The 16,992-nt window shown below is 72.8% G+C and carries 13 protein-coding genes; 2 read left to right on the top strand and 11 right to left on the bottom strand.

Features of this window, described 5'->3' with window-relative positions; genetic code table 11:
* Positions 1–345: 345 nt before the first annotated feature.
* Positions 346–1,353 (bottom strand): stage II sporulation protein M, encoded by a 1,008-nt coding sequence (locus tag AB0F04_RS16195; protein ID WP_362041923.1) that lies wholly within the window; start codon positions 1,351–1,353, stop codon positions 346–348.
* A gap of 128 nt (positions 1,354–1,481) precedes the next feature.
* Between AB0F04_RS16195 and AB0F04_RS16190 the strand changes: the two genes are divergently transcribed.
* The gene (locus AB0F04_RS16190) at positions 1,482–2,456 is read left to right on the top strand and encodes an RDD family protein (protein ID WP_362041922.1); all 975 of its coding nucleotides are present in this window, start codon (positions 1,482–1,484) and stop codon (positions 2,454–2,456) included.
* A 35-nt stretch (positions 2,457–2,491) separates the two neighbouring features.
* Here AB0F04_RS16190 and AB0F04_RS16185 read toward each other — a convergent pair whose 3' ends face one another.
* The 8 genes from AB0F04_RS16185 to AB0F04_RS16150 all read right to left on the bottom strand — a co-directional run bounded on the left by AB0F04_RS16185 (position 2,492) and on the right by AB0F04_RS16150 (position 10,882).
* Complete coding sequence (locus tag AB0F04_RS16185; protein ID WP_362041920.1) at positions 2,492–3,106, bottom strand: hypothetical protein; 615 nt, start codon at positions 3,104–3,106, stop codon at positions 2,492–2,494.
* Between the two features lie 133 nt (positions 3,107–3,239).
* The gene (gene ahcY / locus AB0F04_RS16180) at positions 3,240–4,697 is read right to left on the bottom strand and encodes an adenosylhomocysteinase (protein ID WP_362041918.1); all 1,458 of its coding nucleotides are present in this window, start codon (positions 4,695–4,697) and stop codon (positions 3,240–3,242) included.
* Between the two features lie 361 nt (positions 4,698–5,058).
* On the bottom strand, positions 5,059–6,039 hold the full coding sequence (locus AB0F04_RS16175; protein ID WP_362041917.1) for a cation transporter: 981 nt from the start codon (positions 6,037–6,039) through the stop codon (positions 5,059–5,061).
* Between the two features lie 153 nt (positions 6,040–6,192).
* Positions 6,193–7,344, bottom strand: a complete 1,152-nt coding sequence (manA, locus tag AB0F04_RS16170) for a mannose-6-phosphate isomerase, class I (protein ID WP_362041915.1) — start codon at positions 7,342–7,344, stop codon at positions 6,193–6,195.
* Positions 7,345–7,397: 53 nt separating this feature from the next.
* Positions 7,398–8,525 carry an SIS domain-containing protein gene (locus AB0F04_RS16165; RefSeq protein ID WP_362041913.1) on the bottom strand — a complete coding sequence of 376 codons (1,128 nt, stop codon included), beginning with the start codon at positions 8,523–8,525 and terminating at the stop codon, positions 7,398–7,400.
* A gap of 111 nt (positions 8,526–8,636) precedes the next feature.
* A complete protein-coding gene (locus tag AB0F04_RS16160) occupies positions 8,637–8,807 on the bottom strand; it encodes a Trm112 family protein (RefSeq protein WP_078956308.1) in 171 nt (56 codons plus the stop codon).
* A 70-nt stretch (positions 8,808–8,877) separates the two neighbouring features.
* The gene (locus AB0F04_RS16155; protein WP_362041911.1) at positions 8,878–10,242 is read right to left on the bottom strand and encodes a phosphomannomutase/phosphoglucomutase; all 1,365 of its coding nucleotides are present in this window, start codon (positions 10,240–10,242) and stop codon (positions 8,878–8,880) included.
* Positions 10,243–10,459: 217 nt separating this feature from the next.
* A complete protein-coding gene (locus AB0F04_RS16150; protein ID WP_362041909.1) occupies positions 10,460–10,882 on the bottom strand; it encodes a DUF3499 domain-containing protein in 423 nt (140 codons plus the stop codon).
* A 295-nt stretch (positions 10,883–11,177) separates the two neighbouring features.
* Here AB0F04_RS16150 and AB0F04_RS16145 point away from each other — a divergent pair, with 295 nt between their 5' ends.
* Positions 11,178–11,633, top strand: a complete 456-nt coding sequence (locus AB0F04_RS16145) for a metallopeptidase family protein (protein ID WP_362041908.1) — start codon at positions 11,178–11,180, stop codon at positions 11,631–11,633.
* Positions 11,634–11,666: 33 nt separating this feature from the next.
* Here AB0F04_RS16145 and AB0F04_RS16140 read toward each other — a convergent pair whose 3' ends face one another.
* Complete coding sequence (locus AB0F04_RS16140; protein WP_362041906.1) at positions 11,667–13,211, bottom strand: DUF5719 family protein; 1,545 nt, start codon at positions 13,209–13,211, stop codon at positions 11,667–11,669.
* Positions 13,208–16,876 (bottom strand): glycosyltransferase family 2 protein, encoded by a 3,669-nt coding sequence (locus AB0F04_RS16135; protein WP_362041904.1) that lies wholly within the window; start codon positions 16,874–16,876, stop codon positions 13,208–13,210. The genes AB0F04_RS16140 and AB0F04_RS16135 overlap by 4 nt, the downstream gene beginning before the upstream one ends.
* Between the last annotated feature and the right edge of the window lie 116 nt (positions 16,877–16,992).

Here is a 16,992-nt window from a genome sequence, read left to right as displayed (position 1 = left end):
CGGTCTTGCGTTTCCGACTCTATCAGATCTTTCCGATCCGATTTCCTCGGTGCTTTCCAGGTTCTCGCTTTCGCGTTTCCCTTTCCGGCGGTTCCCACTTTATCAGAAGTTTTTGGCCGGTCTGACCGGCCGCTCATTTCCGATTCATCGGGAGAGGCTTCGATGAAAGCAACGTTTCAAGAAGCAGACAGATGTTCACTGTGGCCGGTCTGGGACTAGAGCCCATCTCCAGGCAACTGTTCGAATCTACCTCCCCGCACTCGCCGTGTCAACGGCTCCTGTGGGGCGAAGAGGAGACTAGCAGCTGAACGGACGTGGACGCACATCCGGCGGTCGGCAGGACGGTCAGGCGGCTGTCGGGACGGTCGCGCTGCGCTCCGCCGCCTCGACGTCTCCGGTCTCCCCCGCGCGGGCGGCACGGCTGCCCAGGACGTAGACGTAGGCCAGGAAGGCCACTTCTGCGGCGACGCCGATGGTGATGCGGGCCCAGGTGGGGAGGCCGGACGGGGTGACGAAGCCTTCGATGGCTCCTGAGACGAACAGGACGAGGGCGAGGCCGATGGCCATGCCTATGGCGGCTCGGCCTTCCTCCGCGAGCGCCGTGCGCCGGGTCCGTGGGCCGGGGTCGATGAGTGTCCAGCCGAGGCGCAGGCCCGTGCCGGCTGCGACGAAGACGGCGGTCAGTTCCAGAAGACCGTGCGGGAGGACCAGGCCGAGGAACGTGTCGAGGCGGCCGGCCGAGGACATCAGGCCTACGCCGACGCCCAGATTGAGCATGTTCTGGAAGAGGATCCAGAGGACCGGGAGTCCGAGGAACACCCCGAGGATCAGGCAGAGGGCGGCGGCCCAGGCGTTGTTCGTCCAGACCTGGGCGGCGAAGCTCGCGGCCGGATGACTGGAGTAGTACGTCTCGTACTGGCCGCCGGGGCGGGTGAGCTCCCTCAGTTCGCTGGGAGCCGCGATCGAGGCCTGTACCTCGGGGTGGGTGCCGATCCACCAGCCCAGAAGGGCGGCGACGGCCGTGGACAGGAGTGCGGTGGGCACCCACCAGTGCCGTGACGTGTAGACGGCGGCGGGGAAACCGTGGGCGAGGAAGCGCGTGACGTCGCGCCATGAGGCGCGTCGGGTTCCCGTGACGGCACTGCGCGCGCGTGCCACGAGTTGGCTGAGGCGACCGGTCAGCTGCGGGTCGGGCGCGCTGGACTGGATCAGGGAGAGGTGTGTCGCGGTGCGCTGGTAGAGGGTGACGAGTTCGTCGGCCTCCGCGCCGTCGAGGCGGCGCTGGCGGCGGAGGAGGGCTTCGAGGCGGTCCCACTCCGCTCGGTGGGCGGAGACGAAGACGTCGAGGTCCATCGGTGTGCCTTCTCCTCGGCTGGTCGTCGGAGGCTCGTCGCGGATCAGCTTGTCGTACTACGACGCGATGCGCCCTCAGCTTGGCAGACTGGCCCTGTCGGGGGCAGGGCAGGGGAAGGACGGCGGGCGTGAGTGAGCTGGTGACGGGCGAGGCTGTGGCGTTGGAGCTGCGCCCCGCGAGGCTGCCCAGCAGGGCGCTGGCCGTGCTGCTCGATCTGGTGGCGGTCGTGGCCGTCTACATCGCGGTGACCGTCGTGCTGGTCATCTCCACGGCCTCCCTCGACGAGGCGGCGCGGACGGCGCTGTCCATCGCGTCGTTCGTTCTCGTCCTGGTGGGCGGGCCGATCGCGGTGGAGACGCTCAGTCACGGGCGGTCGCTCGGGAAGATGGCCTGCGGTCTGCGTGTGGTGCGGGACGACGGAGGACCCATCCGGTTCCGGCACGCGCTGGTGAGGGGCTTGATCGGGGTGATCGAGATCCTCATGACCTTCGGCATCGTCGCCTGCGTCGCCTCGTTCGTCTCGGCGCGTGGGCGGCGGCTGGGCGATGTGTTCGCCGGGACGCTCGTCGTGCGGGAGCGGATTCCGGTCGCGCGGACGGGTTTCGTACCGCCTCCACCGCCCTGGCTGGCGGGGCGGTTCTCGGGGCTCGATCTGTCGGCGGTGCCCGATGGCCTGTGGCTCGCGGTCCGGCAGTACCTGACGCGTATGCAGCAGCTGGATCCCCAGGTGGGCTGGTCGATGGCGGAGCGGCTCGCGGCTGATGTGGCGGAGCGTACGGGGGCACCGGTACCCCACGGTGTGCCGCCGGCGGCGTATCTGGCGGCGGTCGTGCAGGAACGGCAGGCGCGGGAGGTGCGGCGGGCTTTCGGGCGCGAGGCGGCCCCGGCGGCGACGTCCGCCGCCGTCGCGGTGCCTGTCGACCCGGTCGCCGAAGTCGATGCTTCCGCCGTGGACGGCGCCGCGGGCGGCTTCCGACCGCCGGCTGAGGTGCCAGAGGCGGTGTCCGAGGCGGCAAGCGGGGAGCGACCCGCGGCGTCGGCGATGCCACCGTCGGTCCCGGCCGGCGAGCGGCCCCGCACCGGGTTCGTGCCGCCGGCGTAGCACGGGGCCTGTGCCGGCGGCGCGCGGCTGTCCGCTCAGGTGAACACCGACGGTGGTGATTCCAGGTCTTCCAGCTCGATGCCGGGGGCTGCGAGCACCACGTCCCCGGCGAGGTGCACGGTGTGCTGCTCGCCTGTGTCCAGGGCTGTGACCTGGTATTCGTCCACGGTCAGGGGACCGTTGTCAGTGGCGTGTGCTTCGCTTCCCAGCAAGGCCCAGGACTGGTCCACGGTGCGGGGGGCGAGGACCGGATCCGTGAAAGCGACCAGGCGTACGCGGGTGGCGGCTGTGGAGGGGGTGAGGCGCAGGAGACGGGCGGTGGCGACGAGGAACGCCGGGGACGTGCCGGTGAAGGCGTGGGCGCGCACATTGCCTTCCGTGGCCTCGGTCCCGGTGGGGTCGGTGCGGACCCAGGTGACGCCGTCGAGGGCTGCGCCGCGGACCTGCCAGGCGGCGGCGTGGAGTTCGAGGCGGAGGGGTCGTCCCAGTTCGTCGAGAGTGAGGTCGACGGAGCCGTGGTGATCCCCTGTGGGGGTGGTCAGCTGGGAGACGTAGCGCCAGCCCGAGGGGCCGGGGGCGCACTGGAAGTGTTCGTCTGCGAGGGGGGTGTGATCGTGCGGATCGTGGAGCGAATAGCGGCCGCGGGGCATGGGAGTCCTGGGTCCTGACGGGCTGGGCCGGTCGCCGGGCGGGCGAACGGGGCAGGCCCCCGGCACGGGGGTGCGGGGGCCTGCCTCGGGGATTCGACCGGTTACCGGCCGGCCGGCAGCGGTGCTGCTCGGCTCAGTAGCGGTAGTGGTCCGGCTTGAACGGGCCCTCGACCTTCACGCCGATGTACTCGGCCTGCTCGGGGCGCAGCGTCGTCAGCTTCACGCCGAGCGCGTCGAGGTGGAGGCGGGCGACCTTCTCGTCGAGGTGCTTGGGCAGCACGTAGACGCCGGTCGGGTACTCGTCGGGCTTGGTGAACAGCTCGATCTGGGCCAGCGTCTGGTCCGCGAAGGAGTTGGACATCACGAACGAGGGGTGGCCGGTGGCGTTGCCCAGGTTCAGCAGGCGGCCCTCGGACAGGACGATGATCACCTTGCCGTCGGGGAAGGTCCAGGTGTGGACCTGCGGCTTGACCTCGTCCTTGACGATGCCGGGGATCTTGGCGAGGCCGGCCATGTCGATCTCGTTGTCGAAGTGACCGATGTTGCCGACGATCGCCTGGTGCTTCATCTTGGCCATGTCCGAGGCCATGATGATGTCCTTGTTGCCGGTCGTGGTGATGAAGATGTCGGCCTTGTCGACGACGTCGTCGAGGGTGGCGACCTGGTAGCCGTCCATCGCGGCCTGCAGCGCGCAGATCGGGTCGATCTCGGTGACGATCACCCGGGCGCCCTGGCCGCGCAGGGACTCCGCGCAGCCCTTGCCGACGTCGCCGTAGCCGAAGACGACCGCGGTCTTGCCGCCGATGAGGACGTCGGTGGCGCGGTTGATGCCGTCGATCAGGGAGTGGCGGCAGCCGTACTTGTTGTCGAACTTCGACTTGGTGACGGCATCGTTGACGTTGATCGCCGGGAACAGCAGGACGCCGTCGCGCTGCATCTCGTACAGGCGGTGGACGCCGGTCGTGGTCTCCTCGGTCACGCCGCGGATCTCCGAGGACAGCTGGGTCCACTTCTGGGGGTTCTCGCCCAGGGTGCGGGTCAGGAGCTCCAGGATGACGCGGTGCTCGTCGGACTCGGCGGTGTCGGGCGAGGGGACCTTGCCGTCCTTCTCGTACTCGACGCCCTTGTGGACCAGGAGGGTGGCGTCACCGCCGTCGTCCAGGATCATGTTGGGGCCGCCGGTGGGGCTGTCCGGCCAGGTCAGCGCCTGCTCGGTGCACCACCAGTACTCCTCAAGGGTCTCGCCCTTCCAGGCGAAGACCGGAACACCCTGCGGGTTGTCGGGCGTGCCGTTCGGGCCGACGGCGATGGCGGCGGCCGCGTGGTCCTGGGTGGAGAAGATGTTGCAGGAGGCCCAGCGGACCTGCGCGCCCAGGGCGACCAGCGTCTCGATGAGCACGGCGGTCTGCACCGTCATGTGCAGGGAGCCGGTGACACGGGCGCCTGCCAGGGGCTGCGCCTCGGCGTACTCCTTGCGGATCGCCATCAGGCCGGGCATCTCGTGCTCGGCGAGGGTGATCTCCTTGCGGCCGAACTCGGCCAGGGAGAGGTCGGCGACCTTGAAGTCCTGTCGGTTCTCGACAGTCGTCATTGCGAGCTGCTCCTCGGGGTGTGGGTCGAGGGTGGGTACGGCTGGTCTGCGCGGCGGCGGACACAGGGGTGCCCGGAAGAGGACACAGGCATGCCCGCGTGCGCGCAGCGCAGTCCGTCGGAGGCCCTCTCTCCCTCGGTCGGTCCGCTTCGGGACCGCCCGACCGCCATCAGCAGCGACGTCTGGCTCCGTCCCAAGCTACACCGGGCGCGGGTGCGATCCCCAGTCCGTGGGCGAACACATCGAGCCGATCATGTGACGGACCGGAGGACGGGCCGCACGACCGGCGGGTGGCGGAGCCCGGAAACCGGACGGGGCCCGCCGAGTGGTTCGGCGGGCCCCGTGGGCCGGAGAGGAAGGGTCAGTGCTCGGTGGGGTGGGTGGCGGGGCCGCCCGGGGAGGCCTCGGGGTCGGGGCCCTTGGCCGCTTCCCTCTCGCTGTAGATGTCCGGCTCCAGGTAGATCACGCGGGCGATCGGGACGGCGTCGCGGATGCGGGCCTCGGCGGCGTCGATAGCGGCGGCGATCTCGGTGGCCGTGTCGTCGTGCTGGACGGCGATCTTGGCGGCGACGAGGAGTTCCTCGGGGCCGAGGTGGAGCGTGCGCATGTGGATGATGCGGGTGACCGTGTCGCCGTCGACGAGGGCGGCCTCGATCTTCTGGGTCTCCTCGACGCCGGCGGACTCGCCGAGCAGCAGCGACTTGGTCTCGGCGGCGAGGACCAGGGCGATCAGGATGAGCAGGACACCGATGCAGAGGGTGCCGATGCCGTCCCAGACGCTGTCGCCGGTGAGCAGTGCGAGACCCACGCCGCCGAGCGCGAGGATCAGGCCGACGAGGGCGCCGAGGTCCTCCAGGAGAACGACCGGGAGCTCGGGGGCCTTGGCGTGGCGGACGAAGTCCTTCCAGGAGCGGCGGCCGCGCAGGGCGTTGGACTCCTTGATGGCCGTGCGGAAGGAGAAGGACTCGGCGATGATCGCGAAGACGAGGACGCCGACCGGCCAGTACCAGTGCGTCAGCTCGTGCGGGTGCTTGATCTTCTCGTAGCCCTCGTAGAGGGCGAACATGCCGCCGACCGAGAAGAGGACGATGGAGACGAGGAAGGCGTAGATGTAGCGCTCGCGGCCGTAGCCGAAGGGGTGTTGCGGGGTCGCCTCGCGCTTGGCCTTCTTGCCGCCGAGCAGGAGCAGCGCCTGGTTGCCGGAGTCGGCGAGCGAGTGGACGGACTCGGCGAGCATCGACGACGAGTTACTGAAGATGAACGCCACGAACTTCGCTACCGCGATCGCGAGGTTCGCGGCCAGTGCCGCCACGATCGCTTTGGTGCCGCCTGACGCGCTCATATGTTCGCGTTGTCCCTTCGTATGCCGTTCCAGGGCCCGGGCGACCGTGTTGGTGCGTGCCCGTGGCTTTGCCCGTGCTTGACGGTGGGCCATTGTTGCAGCCCGCCGCGAGAGCGGTGAGTCAGGTCACCAGCACGGGGCGCTTCGAAACGGTCAGGCGACGACGGTGGCCCGGAAAAGCGTTCCCGTTCCGGACACTTCGGCCTTTTCGCCGGCGGGGACGAAGACGGACGCGCCGGGGGTGAGGTCGTGCTCGCCGGCCCGGACGGTGCCGGCCGTGCAGAGCAGGATCTGCGGGGCCGGGCGGGTGAGGTCGTGGGCGGCGCCCGCCTCGGGGAGGACGTAGCGGGAGAGGCGGAACTCGTCGATGGGGGTCTCGTAGACCTCCTCGCCGTCCGGGGAGGCCTCGGGGCGCAGCACGCCGGGGTCGCCGGGGAGGAAGCGGACGATGCGCAGCAGTTCGGGGACGTCGACGTGCTTGGGGGTGAGGCCGCAGCGCAGGACGTTGTCGGAGTTGGCCATGATCTCCACGCCGAGGCCGTTCAGGTAGGCGTGCGGGACGCCGGCGCCGAGGTAGAGGGCCTCGCCGGGCTGGAGCCGGACGTGGTTCAGCAGCATCGCGGCGAGGACGCCGGGGTCGCCCGGGTAGTGGTGGGCGATGTCGGCGTAGGGGGCGTAGGCGCCGCCGAGGCGGGTGCAGGCGGTCGCCGTCTCGGTGACCGTGCGGGACATCTCGTCGGGGTCGGCGGTGAGGATCGCGGTGAGGACCTCGCGCAGGGCGGCGTCCTCGGGGTGGGCGTGGAGCAGGTCGACGTAGGGCTTGAGGGAGTCGACCCCGAGGTCGTCGAGGAGAGCCGCTGCCGCCAGGGGGGCGCGGAAGCCGCACAGGCCGTCGAACTCGGTGAGGGCGCAGATCAGTTCGGGCTTGTGGTTGGCGTCCTTGTAGTTGCGGTGCGGGGCGTCCACGGGGATGCCGCGCCGCTCCTCCTCCGCGTAACCCTGCTGCGCCTGGGCGAGGTCGGGGTGGACCTGGAGGGAGAGGGGGGCGCCCGCGGCGAGGATCTTGAGGAGGAAGGGCAGCCGGGGGCCGAATCTGGCGACGGCGGCGGGCCCGAGTTCCTTCTCCGGGTCGGCGTCGACGACCTCGACGAGCGTGCCCCGGCCGGTGCGGGAGGGTGCGCCCGGGTGGGCGCCCATCCACATCTCCGCCTGCGGTCGGCCGGTCGGTTCGGCACCGAGCAGCCGCGGGATGGCGGTCGTGGATCCCCAGGCGTAGGGGCGGATGGTGTTGTCGAGGCGGTCCATGGGGTTCTCTCTGCTGTGCGGGGTACGGGCGCGTCAGGGTGTCCCTGGCAAGATCAGGCCCTGGAAGCGAGCGCCAGGTAAACCGCGGCGAAATCCGTGATGGCGATCAGCTCAGCGAGGGTCTCCAGTTCGCCGCCGGCCTCCGGTTCGAGTTCGCTGATCGGTGTGTCGTGGCTGAGGGCGAGGTCGCGGGCGCCGGGTGCGGCGGTGAGGCCGCCGATCGGGCGGTCGCGCAGCAGCACCACGCGCGCGTGCAGGGCGGGTGGTTCCTCGACGCGGTCGCGGAAGAAGTCGTCGGGGTCGGCGCTGGCGGCCAGGGGACCGGCGAGCAGCGCGCCGTGGGCGGCGAGGGCCTCGGGGAGTTCGGCGACGACGGCGGGGGTGCCGGACAGCTCGGCGAGGGCGGCGGCGAAGCGGCGGCCCGCCGGACCCGCCGAGGTGCCTTCGGTCCAGACGAGGGGGAGCGCGTCGGCCAGCTCGGCGGCCAGGGTCTTGGCGGCGTTGCTGTACGTGGCGATGGCCGGGCCGCAGCGTTCGGCGACGCGGTCGAGCCGGTCGGCGACCTTGCCGAGGGCGTCCGGCGGGGCGGCGAGCACGCCGGTGCGGTCCAGGAGCGCCAGCAGCGGGGTGAGCAGGGCCCACAGGACGCCCGGGGCGGACGCGGCGAGGGGTTCGTCCTGGTCGTAGGGGGCGGTCGCCATGGGGACGAACAGGCCGTGCGCGCCGGCGACGGCTTCGGCCAGCGGGGTACGGGCGGGGGCCACGGCGACGACCGTGCAGCCCCGGCGATAGGCCTGCTCGGCGAGCAGCGACAGTCCGGGTTCGGTGCCGTCCGGGGTGGTGATCAGCAGGAGGTCCACGGAGCCGGCCCAGCCGGGCAGTTCCCACCGCAGGGCGCCCGCGGCGGGGGCGACGCCGGTGGGGGCGAGGCGGGTGACCGGGCTGCCGGCGCCGGCGAGCGTGCCGATCAGGTCGGCGGCGTGGGTGGCGGCGGCACCCGGGCCGGCGATGAGGACCGCGCGGGGGCGGCCGTCCGGCTTGAGGTCGTGGACGCCCGCCTCTGCGGCGTGGCGGGCGGCGGTGCGTACGCGGGCGCCGGCTTCCGCGGCGCCGCGGAGCAGCCCGCGGTGGTCGGCCTCGGCGAGGCCCTCCGGAGAGTCGAGCAGCGATTCGTCGAGCATGGGCGGCAGCTTCCCATCGCCGGGGTCCGTTGTGACGTGTCCTGGATCGTGCCCGCTGGGCCCGGCGTCATGTGCACCGGGGTGTCGCTCGGGTGCGTGCGCACCCGGCCCTCACGCGGGGCGGCGGGCCTCGTCGACGAGCAGGACGGGGATGCCGTCGCGGACCGGGTAGGCCAGGCCGCAGTCGGCGCCGGTGCAGATCAGCTCGGTGTCCTGCTCCGTGAGGGCGGAGTGGCAGGCCGGGCAGGCGAGGATCTCGAGGAGGCCGGATTCGAGGGGCATGGGGCTTCTCCGGGGGGTGTGGGCGCTTCGGGTCGTGCCTGGTCAGATTACCGCCGGTGGGGGCGGGGCCTCAGCCCCTGATGATCCCCAGCACCTCGTCCCGCACCCGGGCCATCGTCCCGGCGTCCCTCGCCTCCGCGTTCAGGCGCAGCAGCGGCTCCGTGTTGGACGGGCGGACGTTGAACCACCAGTCGGCGGCGGAGACGGTGAGGCCGTCGAGCTCGTCGAGGGTGATGCCCTCGCGGTTGCCGTACGCGGAACGGATGGCGGCGAGGCTGGCCTGCTGGTCGGCGACCGTGGAGTTGATCTCGCCGGAGCCCGCGTAGCGGTCGTACTGGGCCACGAGGGAGGACAGGGTGCCGTCCTGGCCGCCGAGGGCCGCCAGGACGTGCAGGGCGGCCAGCATGCCCGTGTCGGCGTTCCAGAAGTCGCGGAAGTAGTAGTGCGCGGAGTGCTCGCCGCCGAAGATCGCGCCGGTGCGGGCCATCTCGGCCTTGATGAAGGAGTGGCCCACACGCGTGCGGACCGGGCTGCCGCCGTTCTCCTCGACGACCTCGGGCACCGACCAGGACGTGATCAGGTTGTGGATGACCGTGCCCTTGCCGCCGTGCCGGGCCAGTTCGCGGGAGGCGACCAGGGCGGTGATCGCCGACGGGGAGACCGGCTCGCCCCGCTCGTCGACGACGAAGCAGCGGTCGGCGTCGCCGTCGAAGGCGAGTCCCAGGTCGGCGCCCTCCTCGCGGACCCGCTTCTGCAGGTCGACGAGGTTGGCCGGGTCGAGGGGGTTGGCTTCGTGATGGGGGAAGGTGCCGTCGAGCTCGAAGTACATCGGCACCAGCGTCAGGGGCAGGCCGGCGAAGACCTCGGGGACGGTGTGCCCGCCCATGCCGTTGCCGGCGTCGACGACGACCTTCAGGGGGCGGATGGCGGTCAGGTCGACCAGGGAGCGCAGATGGGCCGCGTAGTCCGACAGCGTGTCGCGGCCGGTGATGGTGCCCGCCCGCGCGGCCGGCTCCGGCGCGCCCGACTCGCTCCAGCGCTCGACGAGTTCACGGATCTCCGCGAGGCCGGTGTCCTGCCCGACGGGAGCGGCGCCCGAGCGGCACATCTTGATGCCGTTGTACTGCGCGGGGTTGTGGGAGGCGGTGAACATGGCGCCCGGCAGATTGAGGGCGCCCGAGGCGTAGTACAGCTGGTCCGTCGAGCAGAGGCCGATCTCCGTCACGTCGGCGCCCAGGGCTGCCGCCCCGCGCGCGAAGGCCCGCGACAGGCCCGGGGAGGAGGGCCGCATGTCGTGCCCGGTCGTGAGGGCGCTCGCGCCGGTGACCCGTACGAAGGCCGCTCCGAAGAGCTCGGCCAGGGACTCGTCCCACTGGTCGGGGACGACCCCGCGTACGTCGTACGCCTTCACGACCTGCGACAGATCAGCAGCCACGGCCAACCTTCCTGAAAAAGTACTGTCGGTCCGCACAAACTACCCTCGCCCCTCGGCAGCGCGCCGGGCGGACGCCAAGAGGACTCCCAGCCGTAACCTCAGGTCAGGGCGGCGTCAGGTCCGGGGCGGATGCTCGGGACGGCCGCGACCGGGCACGTCACCGACAGCGGACCCCGGCTTCGGGATGGGTGTGCGCAGGCGCCGGACCCCGGCGGGGTCAGTTGTCGGGCGATCGCAGGACACGCAGGTGGCCGCGCCGCGCGACTTCCCTCGGGTCGGCTCCGCGGCCCGCGCCGCCGGCCTCGGCCGCCCGCTCCTGCGGACGGGCCGCCTCGCGCACGGCGTTGGCAAGCGCTTCCAGGTCGTCGCCGCTGGGGCGGGCCGGGGCCGAACCGTCGAGGAGCCGGACGACCTCCCAGCCGCGCGGGGCGGTGAGGCGCTCGGAGTGCTCGGCGCACAGGTCGTAGCAGTGGGGTTCGGCGTAGGTGGCGAGCGGGCCGAGGACCGCGGTCGAGTCGGCGTAGACGTACGTCAGCGTCGCGACGGCGGGACGGCCGCAGGCGGTGCGCGAACAGCGACGTACAGGGCTCACGATGTTGGACGGTACCGCACTCTTGAGCGGGCCGCGACGACTCTCCACCAGGTCACTCCCCCGTGTCGTGCTGTGAAACGCCGCACACACCCTTTCGGGCGCACCTTCCTGACCTGGCAGGACATCGGCGCCCGAAGAGGAGATCGCCCCCGCAAACGATCGAGAGTCATCACAAAACCCTCAAATACCGTGAGGGCGCAGCTCTCGCCGGGATACGGATTTCAGTCCAACCTTGGCTTGAATGGTCATGTAACGACATGCCCCAGGGCGGCGGCCGGAAGCCGCCCTTGCCGTCGTGCGGTGCCGGGCGTGGGGGCGCGGCGGGGACTACCCTTCACCAGTGATGGACAAGCCCGTAACGCCCCGTGCCGCCGCCCCCGGGCCCCGCCGCCGTGATCGCCACGGGCGGGGCATGCGCGGCCCGATCGCACCGCCGCAGGTGCCGCTCGCCGCCAGCCGCGCGGAGGCGTTCGCCGATCTGGTGCAGGACTCCGTGGAGCGCCTGGAGCGGCGGTGGCCGCAACTCGCGGACATCGACTTCCTGGTCCTCGAGGTGCCGCGGCTCGACGGGCCGGGCCAGGCGTGGAACGACGAGGCCGTGCCGCTCGGGGGCACGATCAGCGCGCGCGACGGCCGCCCCGCCCGGGTGGTCGTCTACCGGCGGCCGGTCGAGATCCGCACCAAGGGGCGCGACGAGCGGGCCGCGCTGGTGCACGAGGTCGTCGTCGAGCAGGTCGCCGAGCTCCTCGGGCTGACGCCGGAGACGGTGGATCCGAGGTACGGCGAGGACCAGGGCTGAGACGGCCGGCCTGCTTCCGGAGAGATGGCCGGCCTACCTCTGGAGCACCGACAGGTCCTCGTCCGCCTCCGGTACGGCCACCGTCCCCCTGTCGTCCGGCAGTGTCTGCACGGTGAAGGCGGGGACGCCGTCCTCGTCCGCCGCCAGGGTGCGGGCCCCGTAGACCGGGCCGCCGGAGACCGGCTCGACCGTGAGCGCGTAGGTGCCCTTGAGGCCGCCGGGGACCGGGGGCTCGACGTCCTGGGTCGTGCCTGCCTTGATCGTGTACGTCTTCGACACCGGTGTGCCGCCCTCGCTGCCGGCCGAGGCGGTGACCTTGACCGTGGCGGCGGCGCCGGGGGCCGTCAGCGAAAGGGTGCTGCCCTTGCCGCTGTTGTCGGCGGACGTCGCGCGTGTGCCGACCGGGCGGGTGGCCGGGATGAACGCCGTCTCCTGCTTGTCGCCCTTGCCGCGCACGACCCGCAGGGCCGCCACGACCGGCACGGACCGGTCCGTCGGGGTCAGTACCAGGGAGCCCGCCTCGCCGCGGGTGACGTCACCCAGGTCGGTGGCGGTCGTCATGCCGCCCTTGACGTGCACGGTCTCGTGTCCGGCCGGGGTGATCAGCCCGGAAGGGGAGGCGAGGCGCACCTTGAGGTCCGCGTCGGCGTCGCCGGGGGTGAAGGCGACCAGGCGCACGGAGGTGGCGTCCTTGGGGATGCCGGGCATCACCAGGCTGCCCGACGGGTCCGTGGACGCCGGCAGCCAGTCGCCGCCGAGCTTGTCGTCCAGGGCCTGCACGGCGGCGCCGACGCGTCCGCTGCGGACGTTGACGTGCACGGTGAGGTCGGTCTGCCGCTCGTCGGTGAGGGTGGACAGCAGGACCGGCTCGGCGGCGTGCGGCGGGACCGTGATGCCCTCCCCCACCGCGGACTTCAGGGCGCCGTCCTTGCCGTAGAGCTCGATGTCGACCACGGCGGCCGAGTCGTCCGGGTTCGTCAGGTGGACGTAGTCGGTGCGGTCGGCTTGCGTACTGGCGCCCGGGAACCAGAAGTCGGTGTCCGGGGCGGTGCAGTTGACGCCCTGCAGGCCGCGCCCGGTGCCAGCGGCGACCTCGGTGGTCTCCTGGACGGTCCAGCCGGGCGCGAATCTGCCGTCCGCGGTCCCGACGAGCGCGGGCGCGTCGCCGCCGGAGCTGTCGCCGGTGACCGGCTTGCCGGGCTCCTTGGGCGTCAGCACGGGCTCGGCGGGCTTGTCCTTGCCGGATTTCCCGCCGTCCTTGCCGCCGGACTTGCCGTCGCCCGTGTCCTTGCCGTCGGGCGCCGCGTCCGCCGACTCCTGGGTGGCCGCGCCGAGTTCGGCCTTGCCGCCGCTCCCGGTGCCCTTCGTGACGGGCGTGAAGGAGGTGTAGGACGTCTCGGCGAGGTCGGACGTGCTGGGCGCCGGGCACAGCAGGCTCGTGCGCTCCACGGGCAGTTGGGCGGCCGCTTTGGCCGTGCCCGGGCCCGGGGCGTCGTCCGGAGCGGACAGCGCGGCGAAGCCGGTGACGGCGGCGAGCGCGGTCGTGCCGGCGATCAGGGACAGGGTGGTGCGGTTCACTGCTGGCTCCCGTCGGGACGCTCACTGCCCGTGCCGTGGGGGTGGTGCTGCTGCTCCGGGTCGTACGGCGTGCCGTAGTTCTGGCCTTGGTCGTAGGCCTGGTCGTATCCCTGATGGCCGTAGGACGGGGTCTGGCCCTGGCCGCCGTAGGCGTACGGGTCGTACTGGCCGTCCTGGTACGGGTCCGCCTGGTAGTGCTGCCCGTAGGCGTCCGCCGGGTACGGGGCGTTCTGGTACGGGTCGCCGTAGCCCTGGTACGCGCCGCTGCCCTGGTAGCCGGCGTCGTCCCACTGGCCGTGGTTCTGCTGCTGGGGCACCGCCACCGGGGGCTGCGGGGGCTGCGGGGGCTCGAACTCCTCGGGGACGGCGGTCTCTTCGGACTCGGCCTCCGCCTGGGCACGCAGGCGGCGGGCGCGGCGGCCCTCGCCGGTGACGGCCTCGGCCGGGACCGCCGGCTCGTCGGGGAGGTCGTCGTCGATGTCGCGACGCCGGCCGGGCAGGGCGAGCACCACGAGGACGACCGCGAGGAGGCCCTGCGTCCACAGCCAGGCCGTGTGGCCGACCGGGTCGTCGTGGGTGACGTCCAGCGTGCCGCCGGTGGCGGGGAGCCGGAAGCCCTGGGCCCAGCCGTCGACCGTGGTGCGGGTCAGCGGCTTGCCGTCGAGGGTGGCGGTCCAGCCGTCGGAGGCGGAGTCGGCGAGGCGCAGCACGCGTCCGGCCGCGCCGGCCGGGATCGTGGTGTGGATGTCGACGGGCCCGGCGGCGACGGGCTGCGGGGTGCCGGCGCCGGAGGCGGGGACGATGGTGGCGCGCGCGACTTCGCGGTTGACGCGCCACAGCGCGCCGCCGGCCTGCTGGCTGAGCCGGCTCAGGCCGGGTGTGGCGTCCAGGACGCGGGTGACCTCGCGGGGCGCGCCCCGGTGGACCAGGATGTAGCGCACGGCGAAGCCGCCGAGCTGGTCGGCCTGGTCGGCGCCGGAGCCCGCGACGAGGTTGGCGACGACCTTGTCGAGCCCGCTGTTCTCGCCGTCGGCCGCGGCGATCTCGCCGTCGCCGAGGCGGGCGCCTGAGCCGCGGACCAGCATGTAGCCGACGCGGGCGGCGGAGTCGCTGTCGAGGACGAGGGTGCGGGCCTGGTCCCGGGTGCTGCTCTCCTCGGCGACGAAGGCGGGGACCTGGGTCGGGTCCCGTCGCTCCAAGGGGTCGTCGGCGCCGCGGATCATCCAGCCGGCTGCGATGAGCAGGGGACCCGCGGCCGAGGCGAAGGCGATCAGCACGGCGACCGGCTGGCGCCATCCGAAGCTCTGCTCGGCCACGCGCGCGCGTGCTCCGTCGGCGCCCAGCGTGGCGGCGGCCAGGAGGGCGATGCCGTAGACGAGGGTCGCCGGTCCGGCCCAGGTGGAGCTGTTGGACAGGACCGCGAAGACGAAACCGGTCAGGGCGACCGCCCAGGCCGTCCAGATGCCCGCCTGGCGTTCCGAGCGCAGCAGGGCGGCGAGGGCGGCCAGCACGATGCCGATGAGCATGAGGCCGCTGACGGTGCCCGGGCCGCCGGGGCTGGCGCCGAGCAGGTCGAGGGGGGAGGCGGCCGAGGGGCCGTAGGCGAGGCCCGCTTCCGTGAAGAAGCCGGACGGGAGCAGGGTCAGTGACCAGGGCGCCAGGAGCAGCAGGGGTGTGCCGAGCTGGGCGAGGAACCGCAGCCCGTAGGCCGTGATGTCGCTCCGGCGCAGTACCAGCAGCCCGATGCCGAGGAGCAGCGCGATGGGCCACACGATCGGTGTGAAGGCGGTGGTGATGGTCAGCAGCAGCGCGTATGCCCAGGTCGCCCGCCAGCCGCCGCGCGCTCCGGTGGAGTTCGCCAGGCCGCCGGCCGCGATGGCGGCGCGGGCGATGAGCGGCAGCAGCGCGGCCAGGACGGCGGTGCCGATGCGGCCGCCGGCGAGGGCGCCGGTGGCGGCGGGCAGGAAGGCGTAGACGACGGCGGCCCAGGCGCGCAGCAGCCGGGACTCGACGAGCGGACGGGAGGCGAAGTAGGCGGTGACTCCGGCCAGCGGGACCGAGCACACGAGCAGGACGGTGACGGCGAGGCCGGTCGAGCCGAACAGCAGGGACGCCAGCATCGCCACGAGCGCGACGTACGGGGGCGCGGACGAGGTGCCGCCCGCACCCTCCGGGTGCCAGGCGTCCAGGTAACGCGCCCACAGCTCCGCGGAGTCGGTCGGGGCGGGCAGCAGGGCGCCGCCCGCGAGCGCGCCGCCGCCGAGGAGCTGGCGGCAGGCGACCAGGGAGACGAGCAGCAGGACGAGGAAGAGCACCGGGCCGGGCTTGCGCGCGATGCGCTTGAGACGGGCGAACTGCTCGATCTCCAGGAAGTCGGCGTCGTCGCCGCCGGGGCCCGACTCGACGGCGCTGCCGTGCCGTCCGGCGCCGGTCGCGGCCTCCGGGTCGGAGCGGCCGACGAGGCTGCCCGCGACCTGCTCGACGGTGACGCGGACGGTCGCGCCGGGCGGCGGGAACAGCGCCCGCAGCTCGCCCTTGTCGATCCGGGGTGCGCCTCTGCCGCGTCGCCCGGCGAGGATCCGCTCGGGCCGGAGCAGGGTGCCCATCAGGCCGCGGATCTCGTCGACGGCCTGCCCGGGGACCTTGCCGACGAGGTAGGCGACGGTGCGCAGCAGGGTGCCGAGCACGATCCGCAGGATCACCCAGGGGAGCACGGCCGTACGCGAGTTGACGAGCAGGGTGTAGACGGCGCCGGCCTTGTCGACCTTGTGCGGGGAGGCCGCGGTGCGGCCCACGCAGTCGACCGTGCGGCGCTCGCGGCTGGATGCCTCGGCGTGCCGGACGACCGCCTCGGGTGCGACCAGGACGCGGTATCCGGCCGCGTGCGCACGCCAGCACAGGTCGACGTCGTCGCGCATGAGGGGCAGGTGCCGGTCGAATCCGCCGAGCTGTTCGAAGACGTCGCGGCGCACGAGCATGCCGGCGGTGGACACCGACAGCACGGGCCGGACGTGGTCGTGCTGGCCCTGATCCTGCTCGCGGCGGTCCAGGCCGGTCCAGCGGCGGCCGGAGTTGGCGATGGAGACGCCGACCTCCAGCAGCTGCCGCCGGTCGTACCAGCCGCGGAGCTTGGGGCCCACGACCGCCACGTCCTCGCGGCCCAGTGCGTACTCGTTGTCCACGACCCGCAGCAGCTGGGCCAGGGCGTCCGGGGCCGGGGCGCAGTCGTCGTGCAGCAGCCACAGCCACTGGACCGGCTCGCCGTGCGGGAGCTCGGGCAGGTCGTAGGCGTCGTCGCGCCACGAGCGCGTGACCGGGTCCCAGCCGCTGGGGCGCTTGAGGTACGGCAGCTCGTCCGGGGTGAGGACCGGGGCGGTGCGGCCGCACTCCTCGACGGCCTGGCCGAAGCCGGTGCGGCGGGCGAGGTGCAGCACCCGGTCGGCGCCGAGCGCGTCGGTGACCAGCTGCGCGGAGGCGTCCGAGCTGCCGGTGTCGGCCCCCATCGCGTACTGGACGGGTCGCTCCTGGGCGAGGAGCCCGGCGAGCGCGTCGGGCAGCCAGCGGGCACCGTCATGGGAGACGAGGACCGCGGTCACCACATGGCGCGGGAACTCAGGTGCGGCAGCGGAGTCGTGGGGAGCTGCCGGGTGGCTGTGCACGGACATCGAGGTACGGGCCCCGGTTCGGTGGACTGCGGTGGACGCCCGCGCCCGGTGGGTGCGGCGGGGCGTCTCGGACGAGCGACCACACTATCGGCTGCACAACGAAGGGCCCGCCGCCT

Source organism: Streptomyces sp. NPDC029041 (assembly GCF_040637515.1).
In the GTDB taxonomy this organism is placed as follows: domain Bacteria; phylum Actinomycetota; class Actinomycetes; order Streptomycetales; family Streptomycetaceae; genus Streptomyces.
This window is presented reverse-complemented; position numbering and strand designations above follow the sequence as displayed.

Coding starts and splice junctions, on each gene's coding strand:
- AB0F04_RS16195 (WP_362041923.1), bottom strand. CDS start 1,353: ATGGACCTCGACGTCTTCGTCTCCGCCCACCGAGCGGAGTGGGACCGC.
- AB0F04_RS16175 (WP_362041917.1), bottom strand. CDS start 6,039: ATGAGCGCGTCAGGCGGCACCAAAGCGATCGTGGCGGCACTGGCCGCG.
- AB0F04_RS16185 (WP_362041920.1), bottom strand. CDS start 3,106: ATGCCCCGCGGCCGCTATTCGCTCCACGATCCGCACGATCACACCCCC.
- AB0F04_RS16165 (WP_362041913.1), bottom strand. CDS start 8,525: ATGCTCGACGAATCGCTGCTCGACTCTCCGGAGGGCCTCGCCGAGGCC.
- AB0F04_RS16135 (WP_362041904.1), bottom strand. CDS start 16,876: ATGTCCGTGCACAGCCACCCGGCAGCTCCCCACGACTCCGCTGCCGCA.
- AB0F04_RS16160 (WP_078956308.1), bottom strand. CDS start 8,807: ATGCCCCTCGAATCCGGCCTCCTCGAGATCCTCGCCTGCCCGGCCTGC.
- ahcY (WP_362041918.1), bottom strand. CDS start 4,697: ATGACGACTGTCGAGAACCGACAGGACTTCAAGGTCGCCGACCTCTCC.
- AB0F04_RS16145 (WP_362041908.1), top strand. CDS start 11,178: ATGGACAAGCCCGTAACGCCCCGTGCCGCCGCCCCCGGGCCCCGCCGC.
- manA (WP_362041915.1), bottom strand. CDS start 7,344: ATGGACCGCCTCGACAACACCATCCGCCCCTACGCCTGGGGATCCACG.